Here is a 19745-nt window from a genome sequence, read left to right as displayed (position 1 = left end):
GGCGTGCTCCTTCATTCGGCCGGGGCGGCCAGGGCTTCCCGTTCCTGGGCGGTGGCCGGGCGCGGCTGGCCGCGTTCACGCACGTGGACGATGTGCTCGTCGGGCGCGTCGCTGTTGATCAGGGACCGGAAGCGGCGCAGGGCCTGCTCGTCTTTCAGGGTGGCGGCCCATTCGCATTCGTAGGCATCCACCAGGGACTGCATCTGGGCTTCCAGTTCCGCACCCAGGCCCAGGCTGTCGCGCACGATCACGTCCTTCAGGTAGTCCAGGCCGCCTTCCAGGCTTTCGCGCCAGGCGGCGGTGCGCTGCAGCTTGTCTGCCGTGCGGATGTAGAACATGAGGAACCGGTCGATGGTGCGGATCAGGGCGTCGTCGTCCAGGTCCGAGGCCAGCAGTTCCGCGTGCCGCGGGCGCATGCCGCCATTGCCGCACACGTACAGGTTCCAGCCCTTTTCGGTGGCGATGATGCCCACGTCCTTGCTCTGGGCCTCGGCGCATTCGCGCGTGCAGCCCGAAGCGGCCATCTTGATCTTGTGCGGGGCGCGCAGGCCCCGGTAGCGCTGCTCCAGCCGGATGGCCATGCCCACCGAGTCGCGCACGCCGAAGCGGCACCAGGTGCTGCCCACGCAGGATTTGGCCGTGCGCAGGGCCTTGCCGTAGGCGTGGCCGGATTCGAAGCCGGCGTCGATCAGTTCGCGCCAGATCGCCGGCAGCTGTTCCAGCCGAGCGCCGAACAGGTCGATGCGCTGGCCGCCGGTGATCTTGGTGTACAGGTCGTATTTGCGGGCGACTTCGCCGATGACGATCAGCTTGTCGGGCGTGATTTCCCCGCCCGGGATGCGCGGCACCACGGAGTAGGTGCCGTCCTTCTGCAGGTTGCCCAGGTAGGCGTCGTTGCTGTCCTGCAGGGGCGCGTGCCTGGGCGACAGCACATATTCGTTCCAGCACGAGGCGAAGATCGACGCCGCCGTGGGCTTGCAGATGTCGCAGCCCCGGCCCTTGCCGTGGCGGGCGATCAGGGTTTCGAAATCGCGGATGCCGTTGACGCGGACGATGTGGTAGAGCTCCTGGCGGCTGTGGGGGAAGTGTTCGCACAGGCTGTGGTCCACGGCGATGCCCCGGCGCTGCAGTTCGCTTTCCAGCACCTGCTTGACCAGGGGCAGGCAGCCGCCGCAGGTGGTGCCGGCGCGGGTGCGCGTCTTCAGGTCGCCCAGGGTGGTGCAGCCGTCGGCGATGGCGCCGCACAGGGCGCCCTTGCTGACCTGGTTGCAGGAGCAGATCTGCGCCGTGTCGGGCAGCGCGTCCACGCCCAGCGCCGGCGCGGCGCCGGCCTGCGGCGCGATCAGGGATGCGGGCTGCTCGGGCAGGTCCAGGCCGTTGCTGAAATACTGGTCCAGCAGGCCGAAGGCCCCGGTGTCGCCCACCAGGACGGCGCCCCGCAGGCGCTTGCCCTTCGGATCCATGACCAGCTTGCGGTACGTGCCGGCCAGCGTGTCCTCGAACACGCAGCTGACGCTGCCGGGTGCGCGCCCGTGGGCGTCGCCGATGGACCCGACTTCCACGCCCAGCAGCTTGAGCTTGGTGCCGGGCAGAAGCCCCTGGAAGACCGGCGCGTCGCGGCCCAGCAGGTGGGCGGCGCAGACCCGCGCCATTTCGTAGCCGGGCGCGACCAGGCCGAAAGTGCCGCCCTGCCAGCTGGCGACTTCGCCGATGGCGTAGACGTCGGGGTCGGAACTGCGGCAGTGCGCGTCGATCACGATGCCGCCGCGCTCGCCGATCACCAGGCCGCAGTTGTGCGCCAGGCGGTCGCACGGCCGGATGCCGGCGGAAAAGACCACCATGTCGGTTTCCAGGAAGTCGCCGTCCGAGAAGCGCAGGCGGTGGCGCGAGCGCAGGCCGTCGCCGATGGACGCAGTCATCTTGGACGTGTGGACGTGGATGCCCAGGGCTTCGATCTTGCTGCGCAGCAGGCGCCCGCCGGGCTCGTCCAGCTGCGCCGCCATCAGGTGGGCGGAAAACTCGACCACATGGGTGTCCAGGTCCAGGTTGCGCAGGGCGCGTGCCGCCTCCAGCCCCAGCAGGCCGCCGCCGATGACCACGCCGCGCCGGCTGCCGGCCGCGCAGGCGCGGATGGCCTCCACGTCTTCGAGCGTGCGGTAGGGCAGGCAGCCGGGCCGGTCCGCGCCCTCGATGGGTGGGATGAAGGGGTTGGATCCCGTGGCGATGACCAGTTTGTCGTAGGGGTGGAATTGCTCGTCCGAGACGTGGACGCGCCGCCGCTTGCGGTCGATCCAGGCGGCCCGCGTGTCCCGCAGCACGGTGATGCGGTGCTCGCGGAAGAAATCCTCGTCGGCCAGCGCCAGGTCTTGCGTGCTGGCGCCATCGAAGCACTGGCTGAGCCGTACCCGGTCGTAGGCCGGGCGGGGTTCGGCGCAAAGCACGGTGATGTCGTAGCCATGCGCTTCGCGTGCGAGTTCTTCCAGGAGGCGGTGGCCGACCATGCCGTGGCCGATGACGACCAGGCGCGGTGCGGCTTGCGGGCCCGCGGCGGAGGCGGGCAGGTCGTGGGGGTTCATGGTGTGCTCCGGTAATCTGGGGGTGCTCATGGGGGTCAGGGCCGTGCGGCAGAGGCGTCCAGCGCCGGCCGCGTGCCGGGCTCACGCTCGGCAGCGGCGGCGGGAACGGCTGCCGGTGCGAGCATCGGCGCGGGCGAGGCCGCCCGGTAGGCGCCGGCGACGAAGACGGCGCCGCCGACGATGTTCCCCAGCGTCACCCACGCCAGGTTCCAGGCCATGCCGCCCAGGCTCACGGTCTCGGGGTGATTGCCGATCAGCGCCAGCAGCAACAGCGTCATGTTGGCCACGCTGTGTTCGTAGCCGCTGGCGATGAAGGCCATCAGGCACCAGAAAATGACGATGCAGCGGGCGCTGTCGGAAGAGACACGCGCCGACATCCAGACCGCCAGGCATACCAGCCAGTTGCACAGCACGGCACGGGCGAACAGGCTGGCGGCCGTGCCGTTCATCTTGTGCGAGGCGACGGTCATGAGCAGGCCCTGCGGGTCGTCCAGCAGCCCGCCGCCTCCGCCCATGACGAACAGGCCCGCCAGCACGGCGGCGCCGCACAGGTTGCCGATCCAGCTCACGCCCAGGACCGAGAACGCCTCGGCCCAGCTGCCCTGGCCCCGGTAGCGGCGCAGCGCCATGACCATGGTGTGGCCGGTGAACAGCTCGGCGCCGGCGATGACCACGAGGATCAGCGCGATGCCGAACGTGGCGCCCATGACGAGCGGCCGGACGTTCGCCGGTATGTGGTTGCCCAGGCTGAGGATCAGGATGATGCCCAGGCCGATGTAGGCGCCGGCCAGCATGCAGCCCACGAAAAATCCAAGGGGCGCGCGGCGCAGCAGGCCGAGTTTGGCGTTGGCGGCTTTCACGAAGCCGTCGATGGTGTCGTCGTACATAGGTGCTCCCTGTCGGTGAAAGGACTTCATTCAGGGTTAAGCAATTCACGTGCCAACTTTTCCGTCCGGGACCGGGCCGCCTGCCGCGAGGCGCGCTGCGCCTGGGTTGCGGTGCCTGGCGCCGCCGTGCGGCGGGCGGGTAGCGACTCCGGCCCGGGCCGGCCGCGAAGGTCGCCGGTGGGGCGTGCCTGCATCAATGCGGTGCCGGGGTGCACCATGGACGGCCGTGCCAATCCTGTCCCGTCACTGTGCTGACGACGGGCGTGCTTGGGCCTAGAATGAGGATATGGAACCGCTCAATGCCCTTCGCTTTGCCGTGAGCGACCGCATCAATGATGCAGAGGTCGGGCTCAAGCACGTGCCTTTGAGTCTGCTGGGGGAGTTTCAGAAAGACGTCACCGAGTTCTTGCGGGGAACCTCCAGGGACATCGATCCGTCCGAGGTGTTGGTCTCAATGGAAGACGGCTCGTTGGCTCTGGTGGCGACCGGACTGATGGCGGCAACCACGTTATGGGCGGATCTGGCTCGGCTAGAAACGCAGGATGCATTGAGTCGGATCGACCCAAAACGGGCTGCCGTGATCGAACGCTGGCAGGCGTCTTCGCGGCAGAATCCCCATCGCGTTTATCGTGTGGCCGATGTCGATGAGCGCCTGAACTGGCTCATCAGCCATGAGACGAGCTTCCGCAAGGTCGAAGATCCATGGGTGGCTGTCGAGAAATATGTCCATGGCCGGATCGTGGACTGGGGGGGCAAGGTCAGGGTCAATGTCCACCTGGAAATGGACGATGGCACGGTACTGAAGATCTCGGCAACCCAGGATCTGCTGGCCCGGGAAGAAAAGAATCGCTTGTATCGCCCTGCGTTGCTTCACATCGCGGCGGAGGAAAATCTGCTGACCGGCATGATCCGTCATCCCAGGCTGCTCTCGTTCGAGTCGCACCAGCCCGTTTATGACGAGGCGGAGTTCGACGCGATGGTACGGCGCGGGACGGTTGCATGGTCGGGTGTCTCCGATGTGACCGCCTGGCTGGAAGACCTGAGAAATGGTGGGGCATGACGACATCGGTCTTGCTCGATACCAGCTTCCTGATTTCCCTGGTCGATGGGAGTCGACTGCATCATCGTGTGGCGGTCAAGTATTACCAGTTTCTGCTGGGGCGGCAGATTCCCATGTATTTCTCTGCCATCGTGGCGGCGGAGTTCGGCGTGAAGCAGTCGATCACGGATCTTCCCCTCAAGAACTTCCGATCCATCCCGTTCAATGTGCCTCATGGCCAGGTGGCGGGTGTTTTATGGAATGATCTCAACCCGTATGAATCCGGCGTATCGCGGCGGGTGGCACGGGACGATGTGAAATTGATCGCCCAGGCCTGCCACGAAATCCAGCCCTGTTCTTGTTTGGGTGTGGCTGGACGCCATGTCTTGCGTGTGATTTACTTGGATGCCTCCGGCAGCCGCCGTATCTATGAAGGTGCCCGGGAACACGCCGGCCCGTCGTGGGCACAGCCTAAAGATCCTGTTCCTGCATGGCATTTGCATCATCACTTCCCTTTCTACGGAACAGCGCCGCGCACGCATGCCTGACCTGATCGAAATCCCCGCAACCGACGGCTTGCACATCGCGCTGGCCTATGCCACGCCCGGCAACCTGACCGGCCGGCCGGTGTACGCGCCCGGCGCCCGTTGCGCCCTGAGGCCGGCCGCGGCCGATTGCCTCTTGCGTGCGGCCCGGGCCGCACACCGCGCGGGCCTGGCCCTGGCCGTCTACGACGCCTACCGCCCGGCGGCTGCCCAGGCGGTGTTCTGGCGGATGCTGCCCGATCCGCGCTACGTGGCGGACGCGGCCCAGGGATCGAACCACACGCGCGGCGTGGCGGTGGACGTCGGGCTGCTGGACGCCGACGGTTCGCCCCTGGACATGGGCACGGATTTCGACGACATGCGCGACCAGTCGCATCACGACCGCGACGATGTGCCGCCCGACGCGCAGCGCAACCGCCATCTGTTGCTGGGGATCATGCTGCAGGCCGGCTTCCGGTCGATCCCGACGGAGTGGTGGCATTACGAATTGCCCGACGCGCGGGAATATGCGTTACTGCCGGAGAGCGACCTGGTACGGGTCGTCGCTGACTGATCTGTGTGCCGGCCCGCGCGGGCCGGATACGGGGGCGGACGCGGTCTTGCCAAGGCTCGGGCGTTCCGCCGATGGGGTTTTCATTGGACGGAGGCGATATGCAATTCACGATTCGCACGGGTATCCGCCGCGCCTTGATGGCGGCGGTGATGGGCGTGGGGGCCTGTATCCTGTCGGGCGGCGCGCTCGCGGCCACGCCGGCCGATACGCTGGTGATCGGCAAGCCCGCCGATCCCCAGACCCTGGATCCGGCCGTCACCATCGACAACAACGACTGGACCGTCACCTACCCGGCCTATCAGCGCCTGATGCGCTACAAGCAGGTCGACGGCCACGGCTCGACCGAAGTCGAAGGCGACCTGGCCGCCAGTTGGTCGGCTTCGCCGGACAACCTAGTCTGGACATTCAAGCTGCACGACGGCCAGAAGTTTTCCGACGGCACGCCCGTGGATGCCCAGGCCGTGAAGCAGTCCTTCGAGCGGCTGCTGGCCAAGAAACAAGGGCCGTCCGAAGCTTTCCCCGCCGACATGAAGGTCGATGCCACGGATGCGCTCACCGTGCGCTTCACGCTGCAGAAGCCATTCGCGCCGTTCCTCTACACGCTGGCCAACAACGGCGCGTCCATCGTCAACCCCAAGGCCATGCAGCGCGACGACGCGGACGCCTGGCTGTCGGGCCACACCGCGGGCTCGGGGCCCTATCAGCTGGTGTCCTGGCAAAAGGGCCAGTCGCTGGTGCTGGAACGCAATCCGAACTACGCCGGCTCCAAGAAGCCCACGCTCGACAAGTTCGTGGTGAAGATCGTGCCGGAAGCCTCCGCGCGCCGCCTGCAGCTGCAGAAGGGCGACCTGGACGTGGCCGAGGAACTGCCGGTGGATCAGCTCCAGGCCCTGAAAAAGGACCAGGCCGTGCACGTGGCGGAATTCCCGTCGCTGCGGGTGACCTACCTGTACCTGAACAACGCCAGGGGGCCGCTGCAGAACGCTGACCTGCGCCGCGCCGTGGTGGCCGCGCTGGATTACCAGGGCATCGTGGACGGCATCATGATGGGGCAGGCCAAGCAGATGCGCGGTCCGATCCCCGAGGGCATGTGGGGGCATGACGCCGATCTGCCGCAACCCAAGCAGGACGTGGCGGCGGCCAAGGCGCTGGTGGAAAAGGCCGGCGGGGTGAAGTCGCCGCTGCTGCTGCGCTATTCCACCCAGGATCCCGCCTGGGAACCCATCGCGCTCACGGTGCAGGCCAATCTCACTGCCATCGGCGTGCCGGTCAAGCTCGAAAAACTGGCCAACGCCACGCTGCGCGAGAACCTTGGCCAGGGCAATTTCGATATTTCCATCGGCAACTGGAGCCCCGATTTCGCGGATCCCTACATGTTCACCAGCTACTGGTTCGATTCGGACAAGAAGGGGCTGGCGGGCAACCGGTCCTTCTATGCCAATCCCCAGGTGGACCAGTGGCTGCGCGAAGCCGCCACCCTGAGCGAGCAGGCGCCGCGTGTGGCGCTGTACAAGCAGGTCCAGGAGCAGGTCGTGAAGGACGCGGCCTATGCCTACCTGTACCAGAAGAACTACCAGGCCGGGCTGGGGGCGAACGTCAAGGGCTTCGTCTTCAATCCCATGCTCGAACGCGTCTTCAACGTCGCCGACATGACGAAATAAGATGAATGTGTCCTGGCTGTCCGTGGTGCGGCGGCGGCTGGCCAGCCTGGTCTGGGTGGTGGTCGGGGTGTCCCTGATCACCTTCGCCATTTCCCATCTGGTGCCCGGCGACCCGGCCCGCCTGGTGGCGGGCGACCGGGCCACGCCGGAAATCGTGGCCCACATCCGCGCGCAGCTGGGCCTGGACCTGCCCCTGCCGCAGCAGTATCTGCGCTACATGGGGCAGTTGCTGCAGGGGGATCTCGGCACATCGATCCGCACGCACCGCCCGGTGCTGCAGGATATCGCCGCGTTCTTTCCCGCCACGCTCGAGCTGGCCCTGACGGCCCTGCTGCTGGCAACGCTGCTGGGCATCCCGCTGGGCGTGCTGTCGGCGGTGTACCGCAACCGCTTCATCGACCACATCGCCCGCACGCTGGCCGTCACCGGCATTTCCACTCCCGCCTTCTGGCTGGGGCTGGGCCTGATCGTGGTGTTCTACGGCAAGCTCGGCTGGCTGCCGGGGGGCGGGCGCATCGACCAGGGCCTGTCTCCTCCCCCAGGCATCACGGGGCTGTACCTGATCGACGCGGCGGTGGCCGGCGACTGGGTGGTCTGGCGCAGCGCGCTCGAACACATGATCCTGCCCGCGCTGACGCTGGGCTTCGTGCACCTGGGCGTGGTCGCGCGGCAGGTGCGTTCGTCCATGCTGGAGCAGCTGGGCGAGGACTACGTCCGCACCGCCCGGGCCTACGGCCTGGGTTCGTGGACGGTGGTGGTGCGCCACGCGCTGCCCAACGCGCTGATCCCGTCGGTGACGGTGCTGGGCCTGGCCCTGGGCGATCTGCTGTACGGGGCGGTGCTGACGGAAACCGTGTTCGGCTGGCCGGGCATGGGGGCCTATGTGGTGGATTCGATCCAGGCGCTGGATTTCCCGGCCGTGATGGGGTTCGCCGTGGTGGTGTCCTTTGCCTATGTGATCCTGAACCTGCTGGTGGACCTGCTGTACCGGCGGCTCGATCCGCGCATCCGGGAGGTCGGCTGATGCGCTACCTGCTGTACCAGTTGCGCCGCAATCCCCTGATGCTGCTGGGGCTGGCGATCCTGGCGGCGGTGGGCCTGGCCGTGTTGCTGGCCGACTGGGTGGCGCCCTACGATCCCGAACGCATCGACCTGGTGCACCGGCTGGCCGCGCCGTCGGCGGCGCACTGGTTCGGTACCGACGAAGTGGGCCGGGACATCTTCAGCCGCGTGCTTTACGGCGGGCGCCAGTCCATCGGGGTGGGGCTGTTCGTGGCCGGCTGCGCCAGCGTGGCGGGTGCCGTGATCGGCTGCTTTTCCGGAATCATGGGCGGCCGCTTCGACAGCCTGGTCATGCGGACCATGGATGTGGTGCTGTCGGTGCCTTCGCTGGTGTTGATCATGGCGCTGGCGGCGGCGCTGGGGCCCAGCCTGTTCAATGCCATGCTGGCGATCACGCTGGTGCGCATCCCGTTCTACGTGCGGCTCGCGCGCGGGCAGACGCTGAGCATCCGCGAAATGGCCTATGTGCAGGCGGCCTGGACCTTCGGCGCGACACGCCGCCATGCGGTGCGCTGGCATGTGGCGCGCAACGCCGCCTCGCCCATCGTGGTGCAGGCCACACTGGACATCGGCGGGGCGATCCTGATGGCGGCAGCGCTGGGCTTCATCGGCCTGGGGGCGCAGCAGCCCACCGCCGAATGGGGCGCCATGGTGGCGACCGGCCGCAATTTCCTGCTGGACCAGTGGTGGTACACCGTGACGCCGGGCTGCGCGATCCTGGTGACGGCCCTGGCCTGCAACCTGGTGGGCGATGGGGTGCGCGATCTGCTGGACCCCAAGGCGAGGGTGAAATGAGCGCCGATCCGGCATCCCTGCAAGCCCGGGCAGGGCGTTCCGCCCCCGGGCTGCTGGCTGGCGCGCTGGACAGTGGCGTGGCCGAGCCCGTCCTCGAGATCCGCGATCTGTCGCTGGAATTCCCCGTCTTCGGCGGCGCGGTCTGTGCGCTGGGCGGTGTCAGCCTGCGCGTCATGCCGGGCGAGATCGTCGGCGTGGTGGGCGAATCCGGCTCGGGCAAGTCGGTCACGGCCATGGCGGCGCTGCGGCTGCTGCCCCCCGGGGGTCACCGGATCACGGGCGGCAGCCTGCGCCTGTGCGGCGAAGACGTGCTGGCCGCCTCCGAAGCGCGCATGCGGGAATGGCGCGGGCGCCGCGCGGCGATGATCTTCCAGGAGCCCATGACGGCCCTGAATCCCACCCGGCGCATCGGCGACCAGCTGACGGGCGTGCTGCGCGCCCATCACCGCCTGGGCCGGCGCGAGGCGCTGGAGCGCGCGGAAGCCCTGCTGCGCGACATGATGATTCCCGACCCGGACCGGGTGCTCCGGGCCTATCCCTTCGAACTGTCCGGCGGCATGCGACAGCGGGTGATGGCGGCGATGGCGTTTTCCTGCGACCCGGCGCTGCTGATCGCCGACGAGCCCACCACGGCGCTGGACGTGACGGTGCAGCGCCAGGTGCTGCAGCTGCTGCGCTTCCGCGCCCGCGAGCGCGGGGCCGCGATCCTGTTCATCACGCATGACATGGCGGTGGTGTCCCAGTTCTGCGACCGGGTGTACGTCATGTATGCGGGGACGGTGGTCGAGCAGGGGCCGACCGGCCGGGTGCTGAACGCGCCGCGCCATCCCTACACGCGCGGCCTGCTGGACGGCCTGCCGGAACGCGCCGCGCCCGGTTCGGACCTGGCCTCGATCCCGGGACGGGTGCCCGACATGCGCCGGCCGCCGCAGGGGTGCGTGTTTTCCGATCGCTGCGCTTTCGCGGATGATATGTGCCGGCGGCGGCCCGCGCTCGAGCCGTTGCCGGGAGATGATCTGCAGCGCCGCGTGGCCTGCTGGCATCCCCTGCCGCCCGCGCCGGCGGCACAGGCCGTGGGAGACGTGCAATGACGGCTGCCGTCCCGGGCGCGCCGGTGCTCGATGCCCATGAAATCCACGTGCGTTTCCCGCTCGCCCGCGACTGGCGGGGGCGGGCGGTGCGCCATGCCCATGCCCTGAACGGCGTCAGCCTGCAGGTGCGGCGCGGCGAGGCCTTCGGCATCGTCGGCGAATCCGGCTGCGGCAAGAGCACGCTGGCGGCCGTGCTGATGGGCCTGCTGAAGCCCTCCGAAGGCGAACTGCGCAGGCTGCCGCGTGCCGATGGGCGGCCGGCCGACGTCCAGATCGTGTTCCAGGATCCGCAGTCCTCGCTGGATCCCCGCCTGCCGGCCTGGAAGGTCATCATCGAGCCCCTGGTGGCGGCCGGGCGCGGCTCCGTGGACAGGGCCGCCCTGCGGGCGCGGGCCGAGGTCCTGGCCCGGCAGGTGGGCCTGCGGCCCGAGCAGCTCGGCCGTTATGTGCATGAATTCTCGGGCGGACAGCGCCAGCGGATCGCCATCGCCCGGGCGCTGGCGACCGAACCGGACGTGATCGTGCTCGACGAGCCCACGTCCGCGCTGGACATCTCCGTGCAGGCGCAGATCCTCAACCTGCTGCGGGAACTGCGCCGCGCCCACGGCCTGACCTATGTGCTGATTTCGCACAATGTCTCGGTCGTGCGTCACCTGTGCGACCGGGTGGCGGTGATGTACCTGGGCCAGGTGGTGGAGCAGGGGCCGGCCGCGCAGGTGCTGGAATCTCCGCGCCATCCCTACACGCGCGAACTGCTGGACGCGGTACCCCGCCTGGACCGGCCCTGGCCCGAAGACGAGCTGGCGCCGCCGGCCGAACTGCCGGGCAACGCCGTCCTGCCGCAAGGCTGTTTCTTCCGCGGCCGCTGCCCCTGGGCCACGACCGGCTGCGATCGGCCCCAGGTGCTCCTGGCCCGGCCCGACGCGCCCCTGCACGCGTACCGCTGCCACGTGGCGGGGACGCGGTAGCAGTGCGCCCGCACCGCCGCCGTCCGGGCGGCGGGAAGCGTCCGGCATCGCGGGGGCTGCGGGCGTTGCGGGAACTACCGGGGTATCTTTGCGACTATCCGCCCCGCAACCGTTTTCCTATCCTGTCCCTTCCATACGAACAGGAGAGTCGACATGCGGGAACGACTGGATTGCGCGGTGCTGGCGCCGGGCAGGGAAGACTGGGCAGGCGCCCTGCGCGGCCCCCACCTGGGCGGGCGGCTGATGTTGCACATCCCGCAGCAGACGCACGGTTCGGCGGCCGATGCGCTGGCCGATCCCGCCATGGCGCGGGGCCGCTACGATGCCGGGCTGCTGTATGTGGACGAATCCTCGATCCGCGACTGGCGCACCGCCCTGGCCGCCCTGGCGGGCCGCCTGCCGGCGGTGCTGCTGATCTATGCGGTCGGTCTCCGGGCCCAGGCGGTGCGCGACCTGATGGCGCTGGGGGCGGCCGATTTCGTGCGGCCGCCCTTCTGTCCCGAAGAACTGCGCGCCCGCCTGGACCATGCCCTGAATCGGCTGGCGCCCGCCCGCATTTCCGAGCACGTGCCGGCCTATGGCGCCGGCCTGGCCGGTTCCGGGCCGGCGGGGCAGTGCGCGCATCCGGTGCGGTCCGGCATGCCCGAACCCCCCGTCACCGAATCCGAGATCCATCTCTGCGACACGATCCTGGACCGCTCCGGCAGCGAGTTGGAAGCCTATGCGGTGGCCGTGGCCATGCAGCGGGCCACGTCGCGGGAATCCTTCCGTGCCGCCAAGTGCCAGGTGGTCGCCCGGTTCGAGCGCGCCTACATTCGCGCAGCCCTGGGGCGGTATGCGGGCAACATCACGCTGGCGGCGCGCATGGCCCAGAAGCACCGGCGTGCATTCTGGGCGCTGATGCGCAAGCACGACATCGATCCCGCGCCTTACCGACGCACGGCTGCCCCTGAATGAAACAGGGCATGGAATCGCCCCTGGGGGACGGTTCCATGCCCTGGCTGATCCGGCTGCCCCGGGCGGCGGGCCGCCCGAAATGTATGGCCGGACGCGCGGGTCAGGCTTACCGGTTGCCCTGTGCCTGGAAATATTCCCGCGTCAGCTTCACCACCAGCGGGCTGAGCAGGATCAGCGAGATCAGGTTGGGCAGCGCCATCAGGCCGTTCAGCGTGTCGGCCAGCAGCCAGGCGAAGTCCAGCTGGCTGATGGCGCCAAAGGGAATCACCAGCACCCACACGATGCGGTAGGGCAGGGTCGATTTCGTGCCCAGCAGGAATTCCCAGCACTTTTCGCCGTAGTAGCTCCAGCCCAGGATGGTGGTGAAGGCGAACACCACCAGCGACAGGGTCAGGATGGCCCCGCCGATGCCCGGCATGGAGACCTCGAAGGCGCTGGCCGACAGGGCGGCCCCGCTGGCCCCGCTGCTCCAGACGCCCGAGCACACGATGGCCAGGCCGGTGATGCTGCAGATGATGATGGTGTCGATGAACGTGCCCATCATGCCGATCAGGCCCGATTGCACGGCATTGGTGGTGGTGCCGGCCGCCTGGGCGATCCCGGCGGAGCCCAGACCGGCCTCGTTGGAGAAGATCCCGCGTGCCACGCCGTAGCGGATTGCGGCCATGACGGCGGCGCCCGCGAAACCGCCGGTGGCGGCGATGGGCGAGAAGGCGTGCGTGAAGATCAGGCCCAGGGATTCGGGGATGCGCTCGGCGTTGATGATCAGCACGACCAGTCCGGCCAGCACGTAGGCCACGCACATGAACGGCACCAGGGACGCGGCGACGGCGCCGATGCGCTTGATGCCGCCCAGCACCACCAGGCCGATCAGGACCATGGTGACCACGCCCGTCACCCACAGCGGGATGGAGAAAGTCGATTCCAGGGCCTGGGCCATGCTGTTGACCTGGACCATGTTGCCGATGCCGAAGCCGGCGAAGCCGCCGAAGATGGCAAAGGCCACGCCCAGCCACAGCCATTTGCGGCCGAGGCCGTTCTTGATGGCGTACATGGGGCCGCCCGCGTGTTCGCCGCGGTCGTCCTTTTCACGGAAATGGACGGCGAGCACGACTTCGCAGTACTTGGTGGCCATGCCGACCAGGGCCGTGCACCACATCCAGAACAGGGCGCCCGGGCCGCCGACGGCGATGGCGGTGGCGACCCCGGCAATGTTCCCGGTGCCGACGGTGGCCGCCAGGCAAGTCATCAGCGCTTCGAACGGGCTGATTTCACCGGTGGCGGTATCGCCCCGGTGGCGGCCGCGCCAGATCATCGTGAAACCCGTGCCGATGCGCCGCAGCGGCATCAGCTTCAGGAGCACCATCAGGAAGAAACCGGTGCCCAGGATGAGGACCAGCATCGGCGGCCCCCAGACCAGGCCGTTGATCTGGTTGACGAGTTGATTCAGGGATTCCATGATTGACGACACCCTCCAATGTAGAAATTTTCCGAATGCTAACATCAGGGTTTTAGGTAAAACACCTGAAATTCGGGTCTAAACAGTAAAAATTTCTATCCTGGCGGGAAAAAGGCGGGGTTTAGGGAAAACGATGATGTCCGGGACGGGGTCTGAGAGACTTCCCGGGCGGGGTGTCAGCCCCGATTCCCCAGGCCGGGTAAAATCCCTGCAACGTCCCCGCACGGACGATTTCCCGGATCCGTGGTGGACACCCGCACATCGGATCCCGTGCCGTTCTCCTAGGATCCGCTGTGCCCGAACTGAAAAACGACACCTTCCTGCGCGCCCTGCTGCGCCAGCCTGTGCCCTATACTCCGCTGTGGATGATGCGCCAGGCCGGGCGCTACCTGCCCGAATACAACCAGACCCGGGCGCAGGCCGGATCCTTCATGGGGCTGGCCCAGAATCCGGAATATGCCTGTGAAGTCACGCTGCAGCCGCTGCGGCGTTTCGATCTGGACGCGGCCATCCTGTTTTCCGACATCCTCACGGTGCCCGACGCGATGGGGCTGGGCCTGCAGTTCGTCGCCGGCGAAGGCCCGCGCTTCGAGCGCCCCCTGCGCGACGAGGCCGCCATCCAGGCCCTGCAGGTGCCTGACCTCGACCGCCTGCGCTATGTGTTCGACGCGGTTGCGCTGATCCGCCGCGAGCTTGCGGGCGCGGTGCCGCTGATCGGGTTTTCCGGCAGCCCCTGGACCCTGGCCTGCTACATGGTCGAAGGCGCGGGCAGTTCCGATTACCGTGAAATCAAGACGCTGCTGTACCGGCGGCCCGATTTGCTGCATCGCATCCTGTCGGTCAACGCCCAGGCCGTGCAGGCCTACCTGAACGCCCAGATCCAGGCGGGCGCCCAGGCCGTGATGGTGTTCGACAGCTGGGGCGGGGTGCTGGCCGACGGCCTGTTCCAGCAGTTCTCGCTGGCCTACACCCGCCAGGTGCTGGACGGCCTGGTCCGCGAACGCGAAGGCCGGCGCGTGCCGGTCATCGTCTTCACCAAGGGCGGGGGGCAGTGGATCGAGGACATCGCCGCCGCGGGTTGCGACGCCGTCGGGCTCGACTGGACGGCCAATCTGGCCGCTGCCCGCCGCCGGGTCGGCGACCGGGTCGCGCTGCAGGGCAACCTGGATCCCATGACCCTGTTCGGCGGCGATGCGGCCATCCGCGCCGAAGTCCGGCGCGTGCTGGCCGATTTCGGCCCGGTCGGGGCCGGCGGCCATGTCTTCAACCTGGGACACGGGATTTCCCAGCACACGCCGCCCGAGGCGGTGTCCGTCCTGGTCGAAGAAGTCCACGCCGCCAGCCGCGCGTATCATCCGGGTTGAACCGGGGTATCTGGCGCGCAGGAAACGGCGGGGCGAAAGCAGGGTATTCCAGACCCCTGGCGGATCGGGGTTTTTCGCCTTCACCGGTCCGGAAAACGGCTTGGGCCGGGCTGTTTGAAGTGGAAAACCACGCATGATGCGGCTTGTGGCGGCTCCGCGATTTTTGTGCTTATGCACAAAAATGACGAGCATCAGGGTTTACGCTGAACATTCCAGAATGATTCTTGCTATGTTGCGCAAATCGTTGTTTTAAATAAGAAAATTCTCTTATTGTGGAAAGCATTGAGAGACTTGACCATTTGAGCGGCTTGATGTTGGCTCCTTTGCACTGCGATTCTCCACAAAGTTATCCACAGGCCGGGCGCAACGGGGCTGCGGCGGGGCGGCCATGCCGCTGAAACGCCCGGCGGATGCGGCTTCGGGGCGGATCATGGCATCCGGCGATCCGGTCGCGGACGCCGTTCCGGTGCCCGATGCGCCCGCCGGGGCCCAGACGCCGGTCTACCTGGCCGTGGCGCTGGATGTGCCCCTGCCCGGCCTGTTCGATTATTCGCATGACCGGCCGGTGGCGCCTGGTGTGCGCGTGCGGGTGATGTTCGGCCGCCGGGCCATGGTGGGCATGGTGTGGGCGGTCCGCGCTGAGCCGGGCGTGGACGCGGATCGCGTGCGGCCGATCGAGGCGGTGCTCGACGACCTGCCGCCCATGCCGGCCGACTGGCTGCGGCTGGCGGAATTTGCCGCCCATTATTACCACCGGCCGCTGGGCGAAGTGCTGCTGCCGGTGTTGCCGCCATCTCTGCGACGGCCGGCCGCCTATACCGGGGCCCGATCGGCGGGCGGCCCCGTGTGCCGGGCCGATCGGCGGCCCGGGGCGACGCGCGCCGCCCGCGCGCGCAAGGGCGCTGGCCAGCCCGGTGTTGCCGCGCCGCTCGAACCAGGGGATGCCGCCGCGCCGGACGATGCCGGCCCCGTCCTGACCGATGCCCAGGCCCGCGCCCTGGCAGGACTGCGGGATCTGCTGGCCGCCGGCAACGGCGTGGCGCTGCTGCATGGCGTGACGGGCAGCGGCAAGACCGAGCTTTACCTGCGGTTGGCGCGGCAGGTGATCGCGGCGGGACGGCAGGCGCTGCTGCTGGTGCCCGAAATCAATCTCACTCCGCAGCTGGAACACAGCGTGCGCGAACGCCTGGGCGACCGGCTGGCCGTGATCCACAGCCGCCTGTCCGAGGGCGAACGCCTGCGTGCCTGGCTGCGGGCTTCGCGCGGCCAGGCCGATATCCTGCTGGGCACGCGCCTGGCCCTGTTCACGCCCATGCCCCGCCTGGGGCTGATCGTGGTCGACGAGGAGCACGACGCATCCTACAAGCAGCAGGACGGCCTGCGCTATTCGGCGCGCGACCTGGCGGTGTGGCGTGGTCACGACCTGGGCATCCCGGTGGTGCTGGGTTCGGCCACGCCGTCCCTGGAAACCTGGCGCCATGCGCTGGATGGGGACTACCGGCTGCTGTCCCTGCCGGAACGCGCCCAGGCCCAGCCATTGCCGGAAATCCGCCTGGTGGACACGCGCCGCGCCCGGCTGGAGCAGGGTTTCACGCCCCAACTGCTGGATGCGCTGGAAGCCCGGCTGGCGCAAGGCGAGCAAAGCCTGGTGTTCATCAACCGGCGCGGCTATGCCCCGGTGCTGCGCTGCGTGTCCTGCGCCTGGGTCAGCCAGTGCCGGCGCTGCACGGCGCACATGGTGCTGCACCGCCTGGGCGGACGGCACGTGCTGCAATGCCACCACTGCGGCGATGCCATGCCGGTGCCGCGCGCCTGCCCCGATTGCGGCGATCCCGACATCCAGCCCATGGGGCGGGGCACGCAGCGGGTCGAGGAATTCCTGGCGGAACGCTTTTCCGGCGCGCGCATCCTGCGCATCGATGCCGATGCCACCCGCCTGAAGGGCAGCGCCGAGGCCCTGTTCGCCAGGGCGCACGCCGGCGAGGCCGATATCCTGGTCGGAACGCAGATGGTGTCCAAGGGGCACGATTTCGCGCGCCTGGGGCTGGTGGGCGTGCTGAACGCCGATGCCATGCTGTTCTCGCAGGATTTCCGCGCGCCCGAGCGGCTGTTCGCGCAACTGATGCAGGTGGCCGGCCGGGCCGGCCGGCGCCAGGGGGGTGCGCAGGTGATCGTGCAGACGGATTATCCCGACCAGGCGGTCTACCAGGCCTTGCTGCGGCACGACTACGCGCGTTTTGCCGCTTATGCCCTGGAAGAACGCCGTGATCTCGGGCTGCCGCCGTTTTCCAGCCAGGCCCTGCTGACGGCCCAGGCGGTCCGGGTGCGCGATGCGCTGGATTTCCTGGAAGCCGCGCGTGCCCGGGCGCAGTCTCTGCCCGAGTCCGCGGGTGTCAGACTGCACGATCCCGTGCCGCTGCGCATCGTGCGCGTGGCACGGGTGGAGCGCGCCCAGCTGCTGTTCGAGTCGGATGGGCGCGGCGCGCTGCACCGGCTGCTGCGGACGCTGCTGCCGGGGCTGGACGAACTGGCCCGGGGCGCCGTCCAGCACTGGGGGATCGAGGTCGATCCCCAGGAGATCTGAAGCCGTGGCCCCGGGATCCACTCTGCCGCAAGGCCTGAACGCCCGCCAGCGCGAGGCGGTGCTCTACCTGGACGGCCCGTGCCTGGTGCTGGCGGGCGCGGGCAGCGGCAAGACCCGCGTCATCACCCAGAAAATGGCCTATCTGCTGCGCGAGTGCGGCTATCAGGCCCGCCACGTGGTGGCGCTGACTTTCACCAACAAGGCGGCGCGTGAAATGAACGAGCGGGTCCGCACCCTGGTGGATCCCAGGCTGCTGCGCGGGTTGACCGTGGGCACCTTCCATTCGCTGGGGCTGCGTTTCCTGCGCGAGGAATACGCTGGTGCGGGCCTGAAGCGCGGTTTTTCGATCCTGGACGCCACCGACGCTCAGGGCATCGTCCAGGAACTGCTGGCCACGACCGACCGTGCCCGCCTGCGGGCCGTGCAGCAGACGATTTCCCTGTGGAAGAACGCCTTGCTGGATCCGGACGGCGCGGCACGCGTGGCCCAGGGGCCCGACGAGGCCGAGGCCGTGCGCGTCTACCGCAGCTACGAGGCCACCCTGCGGGCCTACCAGTCGGTGGATTTCGACGACCTGATCCGCCTGCCCGCGCAGATGCTGGCGGCCGACGAGGCCCTGCGCGCGCGCTGGCAGGCGCGGGTCCAGTACCTGCTGGTGGATGAATACCAGGACACCAACGCCTGCCAGTACCAGCTGGTGCGCATGCTGTGCGGAGACCGGGCCATGTTCACGGCGGTGGGCGACGATGACCAGGCGATCTATGCCTGGCGGGGCGCCACGGTGGAAAACCTGGCCCAGCTGGCGCGCGACTATCCTTCGCTGCGGCTGATCAAGCTGGAACAGAACTACCGCTCGGTCCAGACGATCCTGGAGGCGGCCAACCGGGTGATCGGCCACAACCCCAAGACCTTCGACAAGACCCTGTGGTCGGACCTGGGCACGGGCGAGCCCATCGTGGTCACGCCCATGGATTCCGACCTGGCCGAGGCCGAGTCGATCGCCATGCGCCTGTCGGCGGCGCGCTTCGAGCGCCAGGCCCAATGGAAGGATTTCGCCGTGCTGTACCGGGGCAATCACCAGGCGCGGGTCATGGAGCAGGCCCTGCGTACCTTGCGGATACCCTATACGGTTTCGGGCGGACAGAGCTTTTTCGACAAGGCCGAGATCCGCGACGTGCTGGCCTGGCTGCGGCTGATCGCCAACGAAGACGAGGATCCCGCCTTCATCCGCGCGGCCACGACGCCGCGGCGCGGCATCGGGCAGGGCACCCTGCAGGCCCTGGGAGCCGAGGCCGCCCGGCGCGGCGTGTCCCTGCACGCGGTGGCGGCCGATGTGTCCGAGGCCGTGCTGCCGTCGGCCCGGCAGCGCGAGGCCGTGCGCGACTTTGTCCGCCTGGTGGATCATTTCCGGGCGCGCGCATCGCGGCGCGGAGGCGCGGTGCCGCCCCTGCCGGGAACGGCCGTCCAGGGCGACCTGCTGGCCTTCGACCCCGATCCTCCGGCCTTCGATGCGGCTGACGCGGCGGTTGGCGGCCAGGCGGTGGCCGAAGCAACGCCCGCGGGACTGGCGGGCGCCGCCACGGGCATCGACGGCCTGCGCGGCGACGATGCCGCCCGGGTGCTGGACGATCTGCTGGCGGCCATGAACTACGAGCGCCACCTGTACGATACGCTGGACGAACGCCAGGCCCAGTCCCGCTGGGCCAATGTGCTCGAACTGCTGGAATGGCTCAAGCGCAAGGCGGACGAGGACGACATGACCCTGCTGGAACTGGTCCAGCATGTGGCCCTGGTCACGATGCTGGAGCGCGCCGACGATGAAGAGCCCGACGCGGTGAAGCTCTCGACCCTGCATGCGTCCAAGGGCCTGGAATACCCGCACGTCTACCTGATTGGAGTCGAGGAAGGCCTGCTGCCGCACCGGGGCGGCGATGACGAGGGAGACGTCAGCGAAGCCGCCGTGGCTGCCCGCGCGCGGCGCATCGAGGAAGAGCGTCGCCTGATGTACGTGGGCATCACGCGCGCCCAGCGCACGTTGCGGATCAGCTGGTGCCGCAAACGGCGGCGCGGGCGCGAGGACACGATCTGCGAGCCTTCGCGCTTCATCGCGGAAATGGGCCTGCAGGCCGAAGCGCCCCGGCCGGTCGGCGATACCGATCCGGACCGGACGCTGGACCGGCTTAAAGCCCTGCTGAAACGCTGAC

The 19745-nt window shown here is 68.5% G+C and carries 15 protein-coding genes; 12 read left to right on the top strand and 3 right to left on the bottom strand.

The features are described from left to right. Positions 1 to 11: 11 nt before the first annotated feature. Complete coding sequence (gene nirB, locus ABD022_RS06650; RefSeq protein ID WP_343820542.1) at positions 12 to 2576, bottom strand: nitrite reductase large subunit NirB; 2565 nt, start codon at positions 2574 to 2576, stop codon at positions 12 to 14. A 35-nt stretch (positions 2577 to 2611) separates the two neighbouring features. Next, positions 2612 to 3463, bottom strand: coding sequence for a formate/nitrite transporter family protein (locus tag ABD022_RS06645; RefSeq protein WP_325125459.1), 852 nt, complete (start codon positions 3461 to 3463; stop codon positions 2612 to 2614). A gap of 286 nt (positions 3464 to 3749) precedes the next feature. Here ABD022_RS06645 and ABD022_RS06640 point away from each other — a divergent pair, with 286 nt between their 5' ends. The 9 genes from ABD022_RS06640 (at position 3750) to ABD022_RS06600 (ending at position 12134) form a co-directional block, all read left to right on the top strand. Then, a complete protein-coding gene (locus ABD022_RS06640; RefSeq protein WP_343820541.1) occupies positions 3750 to 4523 on the top strand; it encodes a hypothetical protein in 774 nt (257 codons plus the stop codon). After that, positions 4520 to 5050, top strand: a complete 531-nt coding sequence (locus ABD022_RS06635; RefSeq protein ID WP_343820539.1) for a hypothetical protein — start codon at positions 4520 to 4522, stop codon at positions 5048 to 5050. Before ABD022_RS06640 ends, ABD022_RS06635 begins: the two co-directional genes overlap by 4 nt. Continuing rightward, the gene (gene ddpX, locus ABD022_RS06630) at positions 5043 to 5600 is read left to right on the top strand and encodes a D-alanyl-D-alanine dipeptidase (RefSeq protein ID WP_343820538.1); all 558 of its coding nucleotides are present in this window, start codon (positions 5043 to 5045) and stop codon (positions 5598 to 5600) included. Before ABD022_RS06635 ends, ddpX begins: the two co-directional genes overlap by 8 nt. A 98-nt stretch (positions 5601 to 5698) precedes the next feature. Continuing rightward, positions 5699 to 7261, top strand: coding sequence for an ABC transporter substrate-binding protein (locus ABD022_RS06625; protein ID WP_325125468.1), 1563 nt, complete (start codon positions 5699 to 5701; stop codon positions 7259 to 7261). Position 7262: 1 nt separating this feature from the next. Next, positions 7263 to 8285, top strand: coding sequence for an ABC transporter permease (locus ABD022_RS06620; RefSeq protein WP_325125470.1), 1023 nt, complete (start codon positions 7263 to 7265; stop codon positions 8283 to 8285). Continuing rightward, positions 8285 to 9118 (top strand): D,D-dipeptide ABC transporter permease, encoded by an 834-nt coding sequence (gene ddpC / locus ABD022_RS06615; protein ID WP_325125471.1) that lies wholly within the window; start codon positions 8285 to 8287, stop codon positions 9116 to 9118. Before ABD022_RS06620 ends, ddpC begins: the two co-directional genes overlap by 1 nt. Next, positions 9115 to 10209, top strand: coding sequence for an ABC transporter ATP-binding protein (locus ABD022_RS06610; protein ID WP_343820535.1), 1095 nt, complete (start codon positions 9115 to 9117; stop codon positions 10207 to 10209). Before ddpC ends, ABD022_RS06610 begins: the two co-directional genes overlap by 4 nt. Continuing rightward, positions 10206 to 11177: an ABC transporter ATP-binding protein gene (locus tag ABD022_RS06605; RefSeq protein WP_325125475.1), complete on the top strand. Its 972-nt coding sequence runs from the start codon at positions 10206 to 10208 to the stop codon at positions 11175 to 11177. Before ABD022_RS06610 ends, ABD022_RS06605 begins: the two co-directional genes overlap by 4 nt. Before the next feature lie 153 nt (positions 11178 to 11330). After that, positions 11331 to 12134 (top strand): hypothetical protein, encoded by an 804-nt coding sequence (locus tag ABD022_RS06600; protein ID WP_343820533.1) that lies wholly within the window; start codon positions 11331 to 11333, stop codon positions 12132 to 12134. Positions 12135 to 12240: 106 nt separating this feature from the next. Here ABD022_RS06600 and ABD022_RS06595 read toward each other — a convergent pair whose 3' ends face one another. Beyond that, positions 12241 to 13593, bottom strand: a complete 1353-nt coding sequence (locus ABD022_RS06595) for an alanine/glycine:cation symporter family protein (protein ID WP_325125479.1) — start codon at positions 13591 to 13593, stop codon at positions 12241 to 12243. Between the two features lie 293 nt (positions 13594 to 13886). On the opposite strand from ABD022_RS06595, the gene hemE reads away from it, so the two are divergent. From hemE to ABD022_RS06580, 3 genes are all read left to right on the top strand, one after another. Further along, entirely contained in the window at positions 13887 to 14957 is a 1071-nt protein-coding gene (gene hemE, locus ABD022_RS06590) for a uroporphyrinogen decarboxylase (RefSeq protein ID WP_325125481.1), read from the top strand. Between the two features lie 430 nt (positions 14958 to 15387). After that, positions 15388 to 17541, top strand: a complete 2154-nt coding sequence (locus ABD022_RS06585; RefSeq protein ID WP_425545204.1) for a primosomal protein N' — start codon at positions 15388 to 15390, stop codon at positions 17539 to 17541. Positions 17542 to 17545: 4 nt separating this feature from the next. Beyond that, the gene (locus tag ABD022_RS06580; protein ID WP_325125485.1) at positions 17546 to 19744 is read left to right on the top strand and encodes a UvrD-helicase domain-containing protein; all 2199 of its coding nucleotides are present in this window, start codon (positions 17546 to 17548) and stop codon (positions 19742 to 19744) included. Position 19745: the final 1 nt, after the last annotated feature.

It is taken from the genome of Castellaniella daejeonensis, assembly GCF_039523555.1.
Lineage (GTDB): Bacteria > Pseudomonadota > Gammaproteobacteria > Burkholderiales > Burkholderiaceae_B > Castellaniella > Castellaniella daejeonensis.
Note: the sequence above shows the minus strand (reverse complement) of the source record. Positions and strands in the feature narration are given on the sequence as shown.